General features: G+C 74.8%; 10 protein-coding genes. 1 reads left to right on the top strand and 9 read right to left on the bottom strand.

The annotated features are described in order from the left end of the window. Window positions 1-35: 35 nt before the first annotated feature. On the bottom strand, window positions 36-3,479 hold the full coding sequence (locus ACZ6Y1_RS20875) for a hypothetical protein (protein WP_469631659.1): 3,444 nt from the start codon (window positions 3,477-3,479) through the stop codon (window positions 36-38). 94 nt (window positions 3,480-3,573) lie between these two features. On the opposite strand from ACZ6Y1_RS20875, the gene ACZ6Y1_RS20870 reads away from it, so the two are divergent. Then, a complete protein-coding gene (locus tag ACZ6Y1_RS20870; protein WP_469631656.1) occupies window positions 3,574-3,828 on the top strand; it encodes a lipase family protein in 255 nt (84 codons plus the stop codon). A gap of 9 nt (window positions 3,829-3,837) precedes the next feature. On the opposite strand, the gene ACZ6Y1_RS20865 is transcribed toward ACZ6Y1_RS20870, so the two are convergent. From ACZ6Y1_RS20865 to ACZ6Y1_RS20830, 8 genes are all read right to left on the bottom strand, one after another. Continuing rightward, entirely contained in the window at window positions 3,838-5,355 is a 1,518-nt protein-coding gene (locus ACZ6Y1_RS20865) for an alpha/beta hydrolase (RefSeq protein ID WP_469631654.1), read from the bottom strand. 698 nt (window positions 5,356-6,053) lie between these two features. Continuing rightward, complete coding sequence (locus tag ACZ6Y1_RS20860) at window positions 6,054-7,925, bottom strand: AMP-dependent synthetase/ligase (protein WP_469631651.1); 1,872 nt, start codon at window positions 7,923-7,925, stop codon at window positions 6,054-6,056. A gap of 152 nt (window positions 7,926-8,077) precedes the next feature. Continuing rightward, entirely contained in the window at window positions 8,078-9,109 is a 1,032-nt protein-coding gene (locus tag ACZ6Y1_RS20855) for a sporulation-delaying protein SdpB family protein (protein ID WP_469631648.1), read from the bottom strand. Continuing rightward, window positions 9,109-9,657: an SdpA family antimicrobial peptide system protein gene (locus ACZ6Y1_RS20850; protein WP_469631645.1), complete on the bottom strand. Its 549-nt coding sequence runs from the start codon at window positions 9,655-9,657 to the stop codon at window positions 9,109-9,111. Before ACZ6Y1_RS20850 ends, ACZ6Y1_RS20855 begins: the two co-directional genes overlap by 1 nt. 145 nt (window positions 9,658-9,802) lie before the next feature. Then, window positions 9,803-10,492, bottom strand: coding sequence for a sporulation delaying protein family toxin (locus tag ACZ6Y1_RS20845; protein WP_469631643.1), 690 nt, complete (start codon window positions 10,490-10,492; stop codon window positions 9,803-9,805). Between the two features lie 289 nt (window positions 10,493-10,781). Continuing rightward, a complete protein-coding gene (locus ACZ6Y1_RS20840; RefSeq protein ID WP_469631640.1) occupies window positions 10,782-11,765 on the bottom strand; it encodes a DUF1648 domain-containing protein in 984 nt (327 codons plus the stop codon). After that, window positions 11,762-12,109 (bottom strand): GntR family transcriptional regulator, encoded by a 348-nt coding sequence (locus ACZ6Y1_RS20835; RefSeq protein WP_469631637.1) that lies wholly within the window; start codon window positions 12,107-12,109, stop codon window positions 11,762-11,764. Before ACZ6Y1_RS20835 ends, ACZ6Y1_RS20840 begins: the two co-directional genes overlap by 4 nt. A gap of 85 nt (window positions 12,110-12,194) precedes the next feature. After that, the gene (locus tag ACZ6Y1_RS20830; protein ID WP_469631634.1) at window positions 12,195-13,181 is read right to left on the bottom strand and encodes a helix-turn-helix domain-containing protein; all 987 of its coding nucleotides are present in this window, start codon (window positions 13,179-13,181) and stop codon (window positions 12,195-12,197) included. Window positions 13,182-13,335: the final 154 nt, after the last annotated feature.

The raw sequence follows: 13,335 nt of genomic DNA, 5'->3' as shown, positions 1-13,335 counted from the left end.
TCCGGCGCTCCCGGAACTTCGTCCTCGCCGCCGGCTCAGCCGCGGCCCACCGCCACGGCGTACGCGGCGTCGCGCACCTCCGGTTCGGGGTGGGAGCGGAGCGCGAAGACGGCCTCGCGGCAGGGTTCCGTCCAGCCCTGGCGCAGGCCGAGGGCATGGACGAGAGCGACCGCGAGCAGGCCTTCGGCGAGCCCGTCGCCCAGGGCGGCCACGGCTGCGAGCACGGGTTCCGGGTTCTGCAGCGCATCCCCGTACCGGTGGCGCTCGTGCAGGTACTGGGCCGTCCGCCCCGCGAGCGCGGGACGCCCCCGCATCACGTGCGCGAGCGCGCGCAGGGCCCGCGCCAGGTCTTCCACGGACGGGGACGCGGTGAGGTCGACGGCGTGGGCGAGGAGCGCGGCCCGCAGGGGCGTCAGGGTCGGAACGCCCGCAAGCTGACGGGCCAGGGGACCGCTCAGCCGGTTCACGTTCGCGGCGTACTGGTTCCCGGCGAGGGCCTCTAGGCGCCGCCGGGCCGGCAGGTCGGGGCCCGGCCGTCCGCCGGTGTCCCGGGGGTCCGCCTCGCCGGCGGTGACGATCTCCACGAGGCGGGCGACGACCCCGTGCAGCACGCTGCCCGGCTCCGCCCCGCCCACCGGGTGCGGCAGGTCGGACAGGGCGACGGCACGCAGGCCGTCGTGGGCGCGGCGGGCGATGTCCCAGTGGACCGAAAGGTCGGTGCAGAGACCGCTCAGGACCTCCGTGACCTCCGGCGTGCAGCGGACCCAGCCCGCCAGCGCGGACACCGCCGCGGCGGCCACCTCCGTGTCCCCGTCGGCCGTCAGCCGGGCGACGAGCGCCCCGTACCGGGCACGGTGGGGCCGGGGGACGTCGAGGGGCGAGCGCTCCAGGAACGCCTTCCGGGCCGCGGCGGGGCCGTGGGTGACGACCCGCTCCAGCAACTCCACCGCCCCGGGTGCCGGGAGCAGCGCCACGGCCTGGCCGGTGACGGCGGCCAGTACGTCGGGATGGCCGCCGGGGTCCCGTGCCACCGTGAGGAGGAGTTCGGCGGCGGCCTGCGGCGGCAGGTGCAGGGCCGCCAGGCGGGCCGCCGCCTTGCGGACGGTCACCTTCACCCCGCTCTCGCGGGTCAGCAGCCCGCGCAGCAGGGCGGCGAGCAGGCTGGGACGTACGCGGTCCGCGACGCGTCCCGCCGCGGCCCAGGCGGTCGCCGCACCGTCCGTTCCCGCGTGGTCGAGCAGGATCGTGAGGGCCTCGTCCGGCGCGCTGCCGTGGCCCGAGGCCTCCAGTGCGGCACGCGCCAGCGCCGGCGGGACGGCTTCGCCCACGGGCTGCGCGGAGGGCAGGTACCGCCGGACGAGGGCGGGTCCGTGTTCCGGTACGGCGGCCACGGCACGCAGCAGTTTCGCGCGCTCGTCCAGGCTCCGGGCATCGTCGGCGAGGGCCGCGCGGACAAGCCGTACGGCCGCCTCCTGCTGGTGGGGCGTCCACCGGTCGGCGTGGCGGAGGTCGGGCAGTTCGCGCGGCGCGCCCGGCGGCGGGAAGCGGCCCGGGGGCGGCGTCCCGACGAGGGCGCGGCCCAGGAGGTCCGTCCGCTCGGCGGCCAGTACGGCGAGCACGGGCGCGGTGAACGCGGCCGACGGCTCCCGCTCCAGCAGCTGCGCCACCCGTTCGCCGCGCTCGGACGGGCTGCCGCCCAGCCACAGGGCGGCCACCTGGGGGAAGTCCGCGTCCGAGCAGGAGCGCAGGGTGCGGGCGAGCCGGTCCTGGAGCCCGGGGAGGCGGTGTGCCCGGCGCCCGAAGGCCTTCGCCACTTCGATCAGGGGCCCCGTGTCGCCCCGGGCGGAGGCCCCGTCCAGCCAGGGCAGGAGCCTGTCGAGGAGGGCGCTCTCCCGGCCCGCGGGCAGGGTGCGGGCGGAGGCGTCGAGCTCCAGGGTGCCGGTGTGCGCGGTGAGCGCCCCGATGATGCGGACGGCGGCCGCCTCGGCGGCCGGGTCGGCCAGTCCGAGGAGCTTCAGGGCCAGGCCGCCCACCGTCCACCGGGTGAAGTCCGAGCAGTCCCTGGCGCTCAGTGCGTCGAGGCACAGCCGCTCCAGCGGCCCCGGTGCCGACGCCGGACCGGCTCCCGCCGCCGCAGCCACCGCGGCCGCCAACAGCCCGTCGCCCAGGCGTTCGAAGTCGTCCAGGACGCTCTGGCGCACCGCGTCCCGATCGTTGCCCACCCTGACCGCCGCCAGGTCCATGACCTCGGCCACGGCGCGGGCGTCCTCGGTCAGGGCGGCGTTGGAGACGATCCACATCCAGAGGGCCTCGCGCTCATCGGCGTCGGCGCCGGTGAGCGCCGCGAACAGCTGCGGCCGGGCCTGCTCGGGCGGCAGGAGGCTCAGCGCCGACCAGAGGTTCCATGTCGACCCGCCATCGGCGCGGAGTGCCTCGATCTTCGCGGTGGCCTCGGCGTACCGCTGCGGCGGGGGCAGCACGGCGAGTACGTGGTCGCGCAGCCCGTGCTCGGCGGTGTAGCGGTCGTGTGCGGTGACGGCCGTGGCGAACGTGTGGCGGCGGGCCGGCGGCACCAGGGCGAGCAGGGTCCTGAAGGCGTCCCGGTGGAACCACCGGGAGGCGTACCGGGGCAGCGAGGGCGGCTGGGCGTCGACGAGCTGCCGCAGGACCCGCCGGTTCGGGGTCCGCTCCCAGCGGGCGGTGCTGCGCTCGGGCGCGGCGAGCCACCGCGTGATCCGCTCGGCGTCCACCGCGACCAGGTCGCCCAGCCTGTCGTGCACCGGTCCCGGCAGCCGGGCCGGGCCGTGGCGCTCCAGCAGTTCGAGGACGCGTTCCGGTGCGGCGGGCAGGGCGGCGCCGATGCCGGTGGCGTGCCGTGTCCACCAGCGGTCGTGGTATCCGGCGGGCAGGGCCGCGAGTTCGCGTTCGGCGTGGTCGAGCACGGCGTGGGGGTGGCGCAGGGCCAGTCGGCTCCAGCCCTCGAAGGGAACCGCCGCGGCGAGCTCCGGCAGCGTCCGTGCCGCGAACTCCGGGGAGCAGCCGGGCAGCAGGCGGGCCGCGTCGCGGTCGCCGTACGCGGTGCGCAGGCGCGGCACGAGCCGCTCGGCGAGCGCCGGCCGGTTCCCCTCGCGCAGCAGCCGTGCCAGGTCGGCGCGGACCGAGGCCGGGGCGTCGTCGAAGGCGGCCTCGACGGCCCGGTCGGGCACGGGCAGCCGTCGGGCGCCGCGGAGCGCGTAGCGGCGTACGACGGGATCGGGATCGGCGAGCCGGTCCGCCAGGTGGGGTACGTCGCCGCCGACCAGTGCGGCCAGGGCGGCGAGCCGGCGCCCGTACGGGCCCAGGGCGTCCAAATCAGCGAGCAGCGGCGGCAGTTCGCCGCGGTCGGCGAGGCGGCGGGCGGTGACGGCGGTGAGGCGGAGCCGGGCGGCGAACGGGAGGGGGGTCACGGCGGCGAGCAGCTGCTCGGCGGTATCGATCATCGCGGCCCATTCTGCGCACCGGCCCGGCTCCCGCCCACCGGTTTTCCACCTCGCGCCGGGCCCCGGCGGGGGTCGGGGCGGAGAGGGCACGGCCGTGCCGCGGGGGGGGGTGCTCGGCCGGACGGCCCCCGCCGCGCCCGTGTACCAGTACCACGCCCGCGGCGACGAGCTGATCCCGTACGCGGTGGGCCGCGCGCTGCGCTCCGACTGGTGCGCGCGGGGCGCGAACGTCGAGTTCGACACCATCTGGGTCGGCGAGCACGTCAGCGGCGTGATCACCCAATCCCTGGCGGTCGGGGACTGGATGGCGGACCGCTTCGCGGGCCGCGCCACGCACCCCGACTGCTGAGGGAGGGGTTCAGTCCTCGGCGGGGCAGGACCGCGTCCCGGACGGCAGCCGGCCGCCGACGAGGAAGTCGTCCACGTACTCCCGCACGCACTTCGAGGACGAGTAGCCGGTGTGCCCGTCGCCCTTGAAGTCCACGATCACGGCCGAGCCGAGACGTTCCGCCGTCTCCTCCGTCCACTCGTACGGGGTGGCCGGGTCGCCGCGGGTGCCGACGAGGAGCATCCGCGGGGCGCCGGGGTGGTCGATCCTGCGGATGAAGTCGGTGCCCGCGGGGCGTCCGTAGCATCCGAGGACGGTCGCCAGCTGGTTCGGCCCGAAGATCTTCGAGGCCTCCAGGAACTCGCCCCGCAGCTCCTCCTGGCGGTCGTGCAGCGCCCGCGCGACGGCGCCCGCGCTGGCGCCGGGCCTGATCTTCAGCCGGTCGGGGTCGTCCGCGCAGTTCACGGCGGTCAGGGCGGCCCGGGCGTTGTCGGCGGGGACGGCGGGGACGGCGGCGGTGCCGGGACGTCTTTCCTCGTGCGTCGGGCCGCCCAGCTGGAGCAGCCCGACCGGGTCGTGGCCGCGTTCGGCCAGGGCGAGTGCTTCGGCGAGGTCGGGCCACATGTCCTTCGCGTAGAGGGCGGCGCCGATCGCGCCGACCGCGTCCTGCCCGGTCACTGGCGAGCCGTCGTCGCCGATCAGCGGCTCCTCGTCGAGCCGTTGAACGAGGGCGGCCACCTTCTCCTTGGCGGTGCGGGTGTTGGTGCCGTAGACGCAGCCGGGCCGGTGGGCGCACCAGGTGAGGAAGTTGTCGAGGGCCCGCTGCTGGCCGCGTGCCGATACGAGTGCCTGTTCGCTGAGCGGTTCGGTGAGGGTGTCGACGCCGTCGAGGACCATGCGGCCGGTCCTGTGCGGGAACTGCGCGGCGTAGACGGCGCCGAGGCGGGTGCCGTAGGAGAAGCCGAGGAAGTCGAGCTTCTTCTCGCCGAGGGCCTGGCGGATCCGGTCCATGTCGCGGGAGACGTTGACGGTCCCGATGTACGGGAGCACGGGCCCGGAGGCCTGCTCGCAGCGTCGGACCCGGGCGCGGAGGGCGGCGAGCTGGGCGGTGGCGGTCTCCTCCGCCGCGTCCGCGGAGGCGCCGCCGCAGGAGACGGGCTCGCTGTGGCCGACGCCGCGGGGGTCGAAGGCGACGAGGTCGTAGCGCTTGCCGAGTTCGGCGAAGGCGGTGGGGTCGGCGGCGAGGCCGGCGATGCCGGGGGCGCCGGGGCCGCCGTAGTTGAGCACGAGGGAGCCGAGGCGGTGGTGGGGCTCGGCCGCGGGTATGCGGGCGAGGGCGAGGCGGACGTGGCCGGTGCGGTGGCCGCCGTAGTCGAGCGGTACGTCGAGGGTCGTGCACTGCATCCCCGCCGGGACGTGGGGTTCGGGGCAGGCGCCCCAGCGGAGGCCGTGCCGGGTGGGGGCGGGGGCGGGCGCTGCCGCGAGTGCGAGTGCGGCCAGCGCCAGTATGCCGAGCGCGGCGGGTGCGGCGGTACGGGTGCGGGGCACGGACCCTCCTCCGGGCGGACCCCCCGGCCCACCATAGGCGCGGCCCGTCCCGGCGGCACTCCCAGCCGCGCCCCGGGGTGACCGCTGCCACTCCGCGACGGCGGGGTCGGGTGTGGGGCGGGGTGCCCCGCAGGGCGTCGAACGAACCACGCCCCCCACACTTGGCGGTGCCTCTGCAGGTTCGACGCCCGAGGGGGTGCCCCGGCGCGCGGCCGGGCCCGGCGGCCCCTCGTGCCGCCCGCCCCGGGGTGCCGCTGCGCGGAGCAGTCCCCTACCCTCCCCCAGACTCCGTCCGGGGGGACCCCCTCTTCCACCGTTCCCCGGCCTCCGCCCGGACCCACCCTGGGGCTCCGCCCCAGACCCCGCGCCTCAAACGCCGGCGAGGCTGGATCGGCCCGGCAGCTGGATCGGGCCCCGCCCGGACCCGCGCCCCACACGCCCGCGAGGCCGGGTGGGGGGCTCCGCCCCAGACGCCGGCGAGGTTGGAGCGGGGCTCCGCCCGGACCCCGCGCCCCCCACGCCCGCGAAGCTGGATCGGGCCCTGCCCGGACCCCGCGCCCCCCACGCCCGCGAAGCTGGATCGGGCTCCGCCCGTACCCGCGCCGCACGCCCCCGCCGGGGCTGGAACTGCAGCCTCGCCGGCGTTTGAGGCGCGGGGGCCGGGGCGGAGCGCCGGGCGTTCGGCCCCCGCCGGGAGGCTAGCGGGCGCGGTACAGGGCCTCGATGCGGTCCGCATAGTCCCGTGCGATCGCCGGCCGCCTCAGCTTCAGCGACGGCGTCAGATGGCCCCGCCCCTCCGTGAACTCCCCCGGCAGCACCGCGAACCGCCGGATCGATTCCGCCCTCGACACCAGCTGGTTCGCGTCGTCCACCGCCCGCTGGAGGTCCGCCAGCAGTTGTTCGTCCTGCACCAGCACCCGCATCGGCACGTCCTGCTTCTTGTGCATCTGCCGCCAGTGCGCCAGCCCGTCCGCTTCCAGGGTGATCAGCGCGGTGACGTAGGGCCGGTTGTCGCCGACCACCATGCACTGACCGACGAGCGGGTGGGCCCGCAGCCGGTCCTCCAGGGGCGCCGGGGCCACGTTCTTGCCGCCCGAGGTGATGATCACGTCCTTCTTGCGGCCGGTGATCGTGAGGTACCCGTCCTCGTCGAGTTCCCCGATGTCGCCGGTCGGCAGCCAACTGCCGACCGGGACGCCCTGCCCGCTGTTCCAGTAGCCCGCGAAGACGTGCCGGCCGCCCAGCAGCACCTCCCCGTCGTCCGCGATCCGCACCGACGTGCCCGGCAGCGGCCACCCCACGGTGCCGAGGCGGGGCCGCTGCGGTGGGCTCACGGTGCTGGCGCCGGTCGTCTCCGTGAGCCCGTACCCCTCGAAGACCTCTATCCCGGCCCCGGTGTAGAAGGCGGCGAGCCTCCGCCCCAGCGGGGAGCCGCCGCTCAGGACGTACCGCACGCGCCCGCCGAGCGCGGCCCGGATCCGCCGGTAGACCAGCGGGTCGTACAGCGCCCGCGCCGCACGCATCCCGAGCCCGGGGGCCTTGCCCTTGCCCGTCCCCTCCACCGACTCGCCGAAGCTGCGCGCGATCCGGGCGGCCCGGTCGAAGGAGGAGGCCCGTCCCATCTTCTCGGCGGTCGCGCGGGCCGTGTTGTAGACCTTCTCCAGGACGTAGGGGATGGCGAGCAGGAACGTCGGCCGGAAGCCCGCGAGGTCCTCCAGCAGGTCCTCGGTACGGATGCTCGGCGCGTGCCCCAGCTTCACCCTCGCCCGCATGCACCCGATGGCGACCATCCGTCCGAAGACGTGCGACAGCGGCAGGAACAGCAGCGTGGACGCCGGGTCGCTGCTCACCGACCTGAAGACGGGGTGGAGCAGCTCGACGGCGTTGTCGACCTCGGCGAAGAAGTTGGCGTGGGTGAGCACGCATCCCTTGGGCTGTCCGGTGGTGCCGGAGGTGTAGACGATGGTCGCGACGGAGTCCGGCGTACGGGCCGTCAGGCGCTCGTGCACCACCTGGTCGGGCAGGTGCTCGCCGGCCTTGACGAGCCGCCCCACCGCGCCCGTGTCGAGTGCCCACAGGTGCGTCAGCCAGGGCAGGGCGGTCCGCTCGATGCTGATCATGCGGGCCTGCGCGGTGTCCTCGACGGCGCAGGCGACGGCGCCGGAGTCCTGGATGATCCAGCGGGCCTGGACGGCGGAGGAGGTCGGGTAGATCGGTACGGTGATCAGCCCCGCCGCCCAGCCGGCGAAGTCGAGCAGGGTCCATTCGTAGGTCGTACGGGCCATGATGGCGAGCCGGTCGCCCTCGCGCAGCCCCTCCGCGATCAGGCCCTTGGCGACGGCGAGCACCTCGGCCGCGAACTCGGCGGCGGTGACGTCGCGCCAGGTCCCGTCCGGTTCCTTGCGGGCGAGCACCGGCTCGGTGGGGGCCTGGCGGGCGTTCTCGAACGGTATGTCCCCGAGGGACCCCCGCTCCGGCACGGCGGCGAGCGCGGGCACGTACACCTCGCGCACGACCCCGTCGACCACGGTCCTGACGGGCTCGACCAGCTTCGGCTCGGCGGCGTCCAAGGCGTGTCCTCCTGGGTCAGTCAGGTGTTACCGCCGGTAATCTAGGCACGGCGCACCACTGACGACCACCCCTCTGCACGGCTCCTTTCCACACCCCCCACATCGGCCCGCATCGCCCACACCGCGCCCATCGCCCCACATCACCGGTCGGGTCAGGCGGGCACCCCCTCGGCGACGGCCCGGTCGCCCTCCACGGGACCGGCCTCGCGTGCCCGGCTCAGGTCGCCGCTCGGGTCGCCGCTCGGGTCGCCGCTCCGGCCGTCGCCCGGATCGCCGCTCCGGCCCCGCAGCCAACCCCGCAGGCGGCCGGCCGGCCGCGAGAAGTCGGGGTCGTGTCCGAGCGGCGCCAGCAGCAGGACCAGTCCGGCCCACATGGCGAAGGCGAAGCTCCACAGGCCCATCGTCACCGCGATGAACAGGTGGAAGACGAAACCGGCGGGGAGCAGCATCCACCTCACCCGCTGCGGCATGAGCAGCGCCGCGGCGAGGGCTATCTCCAGCACCAGCGGCCCCCAGGTCATCGCGGCGACACCCAGGGGGTGTTCGACGACGGCGCCCAGGGCGGGCCGCAGCCAGTCGGGGGCGCCGAAGGCGTAGTTGTTGACCCAGTAGTACAGGGCGCTGCCATCGGCCCACTCCGCGTGCGGCAGCTTGGCCACGCAGGACTGGAAGTAGAGCACCGACATCTGGATCCGCGCGACGACCACCGCGCTGATGCCGATCAGCGCCCACAGGCCCTCACGGCCGCCTTCCGGGCGCCGGGCCGGCCCGCTGCGCTGCCAGTGCCAGCGGCGGGAGTCGCCCACGGCGACGAACGCCACCAGCAGGGACAGCAGCCAGGTGATCTGGTCGCCGCCGTCGGGGATGGAGATGCCCGAGAAGACGCTGAAGGCCACGTAGGCGTGGGGGATCGCGGTGTACCGCGGCCGCCACCCGGTGGCCGCGATCACGAGGACGAGGCAGCAGGCCCAGCGCATCGTGTCGTACTGCCCGGACGGCACCAGGCAGAAGGCGCCGGCCGCGGTGACCCCGCGGCACAGCGGGTACTGGCCGACGGTGGCCACTTCCCTGAACAGGGTCGCGGCATCGCTGAAGGCAAGCGTGCCGAGCGTGCCGAGGGCGAGCAGCGTCCGGGCCAGGCCGTACCCGGCGGCCCAGGGCAGGGGGATCGTCCGCCTGCGCATCAGCAGGTCACCTCCAGCACCATGACGCGTTCCACGGTGTGCGCGTCGTCGACGAGGTCCCGCCAGGCCCACGGGGTGGGGCGTTCCTGGAGCAGACCGACGGTCCCGCAGAGTGTCGGCTCGGGCTGGCCGTTGCGGACCTGGCGGGCGGCGGCTCCGAAGCCTTCGAGGCAGGTGCGCCGGTCGTCCGTGCAGTCATGCCAGTCGTCCTTCTGTGCGGCGGCGAGCAGCATGGAGATCTCGACCCCCTGGGCGCGCGACGCGCGGTCGAGGCCGAAGGCGTTGCGGGGTGAGGCGTGAGGGGTGAGGGAAAGAGACTTCCACTCGGCGCCCCCGTCCCCCGTTCTTTTCCCGAAGGGGATCACTTCGGGATCCCTCGGGGATTTCGTGAAGAATGCCCAGCCCTGTGGGGCGACATTCACCACGGTGAATCTCGCCGTCTTTTGAGCGGGCAGCGTGACTACATTCTTGGGAATTTGTTCCTGGACGACGTAGGCGATGACCACAGCCCATACGACGGCCACGACGACGATCGCATTCAGCGGCACGGAAACGGAATGTCCCCCGCGGCGAACGAATGCGGAACATACTCTTCTCATTTTGTTCTTCATGATGGTGTCCCTGCCCCCGTGGGGCGCAGAAGGCCCGCCGACGGGACGGAGAGTCTGCAGCCTCTCCGTCCACGAGGAGGTACTAGGCCTTGAGCGCCTTCGTGACCTGCGCGACGGCTTCGTCCCGCGTCAGCGGGGTGGCGTCACTGCTGGTCGGCTCGGGGCTCCAGAACCAGTTCTTGCCCTTCACGAAGTTGGCACCGACCGCGACCGTGACGGTCACCACGGCGCCGGCCGCGGTGACGACGGCCGCGATGTGCACGACGGCCGCACCCACCGCGACCGTGACGCCGCAGAGCTGGCCGTTTTCCACCGGAGTGGCGGAGTTGTCCTTCTGGGCGACCGACATCAGCATGTTCTGGGCGTCGATGACGGCCTTCTCGACCTGCCTCGGGTCACCGCTGCGGGCCTTGCGGCTGAGGTCGGCGAAGAAGCGGGGCGAGTGCTTGTCGATCAGGTCGATCACGGCGTTCGACGCGCGGATCTCGTCGACGTCGCCGTTGTCGAGGTTCTGCCGGGCCTCGGAGAAGAGCGGCAGCTCGGCCAGGTCACGGCCCACCGCCCCCTGCCCGAAGAACAGGCCGCGGAAGACGTTCTGCCCGTCGGCCTTGGCCGCGGCCTCGGAGGCCGCGGGGGCCGCCGGGGCGGCCGCGGCGGCGGACTTGGCGGACGTCGAGTGCGAATCCGCCATCGCGGACGGCGCCGCCGCCACGCAGAGAGCGGCAGCGGTCACACCGGCCACGACTAAGATTCCGCGCTGCTTGATATTCATTTCGATTCCCCTCGAATGATGACGCGCATCGAAGGGTGCAAAACGTGCGGTCAACACGTCTCCCCCCGGTGCACGGTGTTTCCCGTTGATCTTCACACGAGAGATGTCCGAAAGTCGAACGGAGGTGAGGGAGCTCACACTCCCGCATTCCGGGGATTCGCGCACCTTTCCCATCCCTTGACTTTCCGGCCATGGAATCAAAGGCGCGGCAAAATCGCGGCAATAACGCGTCAGGGGTCCCGCATCCGGCCGGTGTCGGGGGGAGGTTCACACCGGCCGGGTACGGCCCTCACCCGGAGCGGCGGGCGCCCAGGGAGTTAAGGAGGGCGGCGCCGCGCTCGGCGTCGTCCACGCTCACCGCGAAGTCCTTGCCCTTCGAGCGGATGACCAGGCACTCACCGCCGCGCAGCATCACGGTCGTTCCGAGCCCGCTCAGCCGGTAGCCCCAGCCGCCGACCTGTCCGGCCGTACGGTCCTCCACCCGGGCGGACTCGATGTCCTCGGCGGCCCAGCGCCGCACCGGCCGGCCGAGCGGCCCGAAGGCGACTTCCAGGCCCTGCCCGGTGACCCGCGCCTGCACCGAGGAGAAGACGAGGGTCAGCAGGGAGGCGACGGCGAAGGGCGCGACCAGCAGCCACTCGGACCCCATCAGGCCGCCCAGTCCGGCGAGCGCCCCCGCGACGGCCACCAGTCCGGTGACGGCCGCGATCAGCTGGAGCCACGCGTTGGACGCGCGGGAGAGCCACACGAGCCGCTCCCCTCCGGGGATCTCCATGCTGGGCCCTTCGGCCGCGGGCACCTGGGGCCCACCCGCACCCCTGCGGCCCACCAGGGCTCCGCCGAGACCCGCCAGCGCGGCCGCCACGAGCACGACGACGACCCAGCCGGTCGCCGAGTCGGCCTGCCGCCAGTCCTCGTGGTCCAGGTTCGCCCGGACGATCGAGGCCTGCGCGCCCGCCAGGAGCACGCCGCCCGAGAGCAGCGAGCCGGCCGCCCAGCCCCGCGCCGACCCGCCGGTCCGCCGCACCGCCAACGCGACGGCGAGCGCGAGGACGGCCCAGATCAGCGCCGGGAAGAACGCCGCCGCCCACAGCGGCATGGAGCCGTCGGGCGCTTCGGAGAGCCCGCCCCAGTGGGTCGCCAGCCGGTCCGGAAGCCGGCCGCTCGCGGCCAGGGGCAGCGCCACGAGTAACACCAGGATCCCGACGCCGGCGACCCAGCCGCCGACACCCCACCCTGTTCGGTTCGTTCCGCCGGAAGCACGGTCGCTCACGGCACCTCCCTGATCATTTCTATGAGGTCGGTCTTGCTGTACCCCAGGCGCGCCCCGTCGGCGACGAGTTCGCGCAGGCGCTCCATCAGCACCGACCGCCCGTCCGCCCCGCCGGCCACGGTCACCCCGCGGCCCCGGCGGAACTCCAGCAGGCCTTCGTCGCGCAACGTACGCAGCGCCCGCAGAACGGTGTTGGCGTTGACGCCCAGCGCCTGCGACAGGTCACGGGCAGGCGGGATGCGGTCGCCGGGGCCGCATTCCCCCTCGGCGATGGCACGCCGGATCGCGCCCGCCACCTGCTCGTGCAGGGGGCGGGTGTCCGCGGTGTTCAGCCTCAGCAACATGATGCTAATGAAGCTAGCACCATCCACATCAGATGACCACCACACCGGGGCCCGAGGGGCGAACACCGGCCACGCGGCCCCCGGTTCAGGCCGCCGCGTTCACCGTCGGCGGGCACGTGCCGCATCGGCCCGGGGTCGGGGAGCGGAAGGCGCGGTCGCAGCCGTCGCAGTTCTGGAGCGGGTGCGGGCGCGGTCTGTCCTGCTTGCCGCCCGCCGGGGCCGGGGCCGATGGCAGGCGGGGCGGGAGCAGCGCGTTCAGCCGGTACGCGACGACGGCGGCCGGGTTGCGCATCGGCTCGGGGAGGTTCGCCGACAGGGTCTGCCCGATGGCCACGGGATCGGCCCCGCGCTCCAGCCATTCCGACATCCCGGGCACGAGCCGGGCCACGTCCCGCTCGGACAGCAGCAGCCGCGGATCGTACCGCCGCAGCCCGGCGAGCACGACGACGGCCTGCGGGTGGGGCGCCGAAGGCGCCGGCGCGGGGGCGGGGGCCGGGGCGGGCGCGGGCGCGGGCGCGGCGGCCGAGGCGGGCGCGGGCGCCGGGGCGGGCGCGGGCGCCAGGGTGGGCGCGGGTACCAGGGTGGGCGCGGGAGGCGGGGTGGGCGCGGGAGCCGGGGCGGGCGCAGGCGCCGGCGCGGGGACGGGAGCCGGGGCGGGCGCGGGCGCCAGGGTGGGCACGGGAGGTGGGGCGGGCGCGGCGGCCGGGGCGGGCGGGGGGTCGGCAGTCGCGTGTGGTGCGGGCTCCGGCTCCGGCTCCGGTACGGGCTCACGCTCCGGCGGCGGTGGGGGCGGCTGTGGCGGAACGCCACCCCGCGCGGACCCCGGCTTGTTGTACGAGTACGTCCGTGTCACCACCCGCCCCGACGCCAGCCGCTCGCGCCGCCGCTCCAGGTACCCGTGCCGCTCCAGCTCGCGCAGCGCCGACCCGATGCGGATCTCGCCTTCCGGGAACCGCTCGGTGAGCACCTTCACGCCGACCGGGGACCCCTCGGGCAGCGACTGGATGTAGGCACCGATCCCGATCGCCGTCGCCGACAGCAGGCGGTGCTGGAGGAGGTGATTACCGACCACTGTGAAGTGACTCGTGTGCGGCGAGTTGACGTGGATGACACCGGATCGGGCGGTCCCGGCGTGAACACGGGACGAGGCGCGCGAGGGCGCGCTAGGGTGCTGGGGAGCCATGAGGAAGGTACTGCTTCCTGTTTGGTCAGGCCCTCGACCGGGA

It is taken from the genome of Streptomyces sp. NPDC053432 (genome assembly GCF_055585365.1).
The sequence above is the reverse complement of the archived record's forward strand: the minus strand, read 5'-3'. Positions and strand labels throughout refer to the sequence as shown.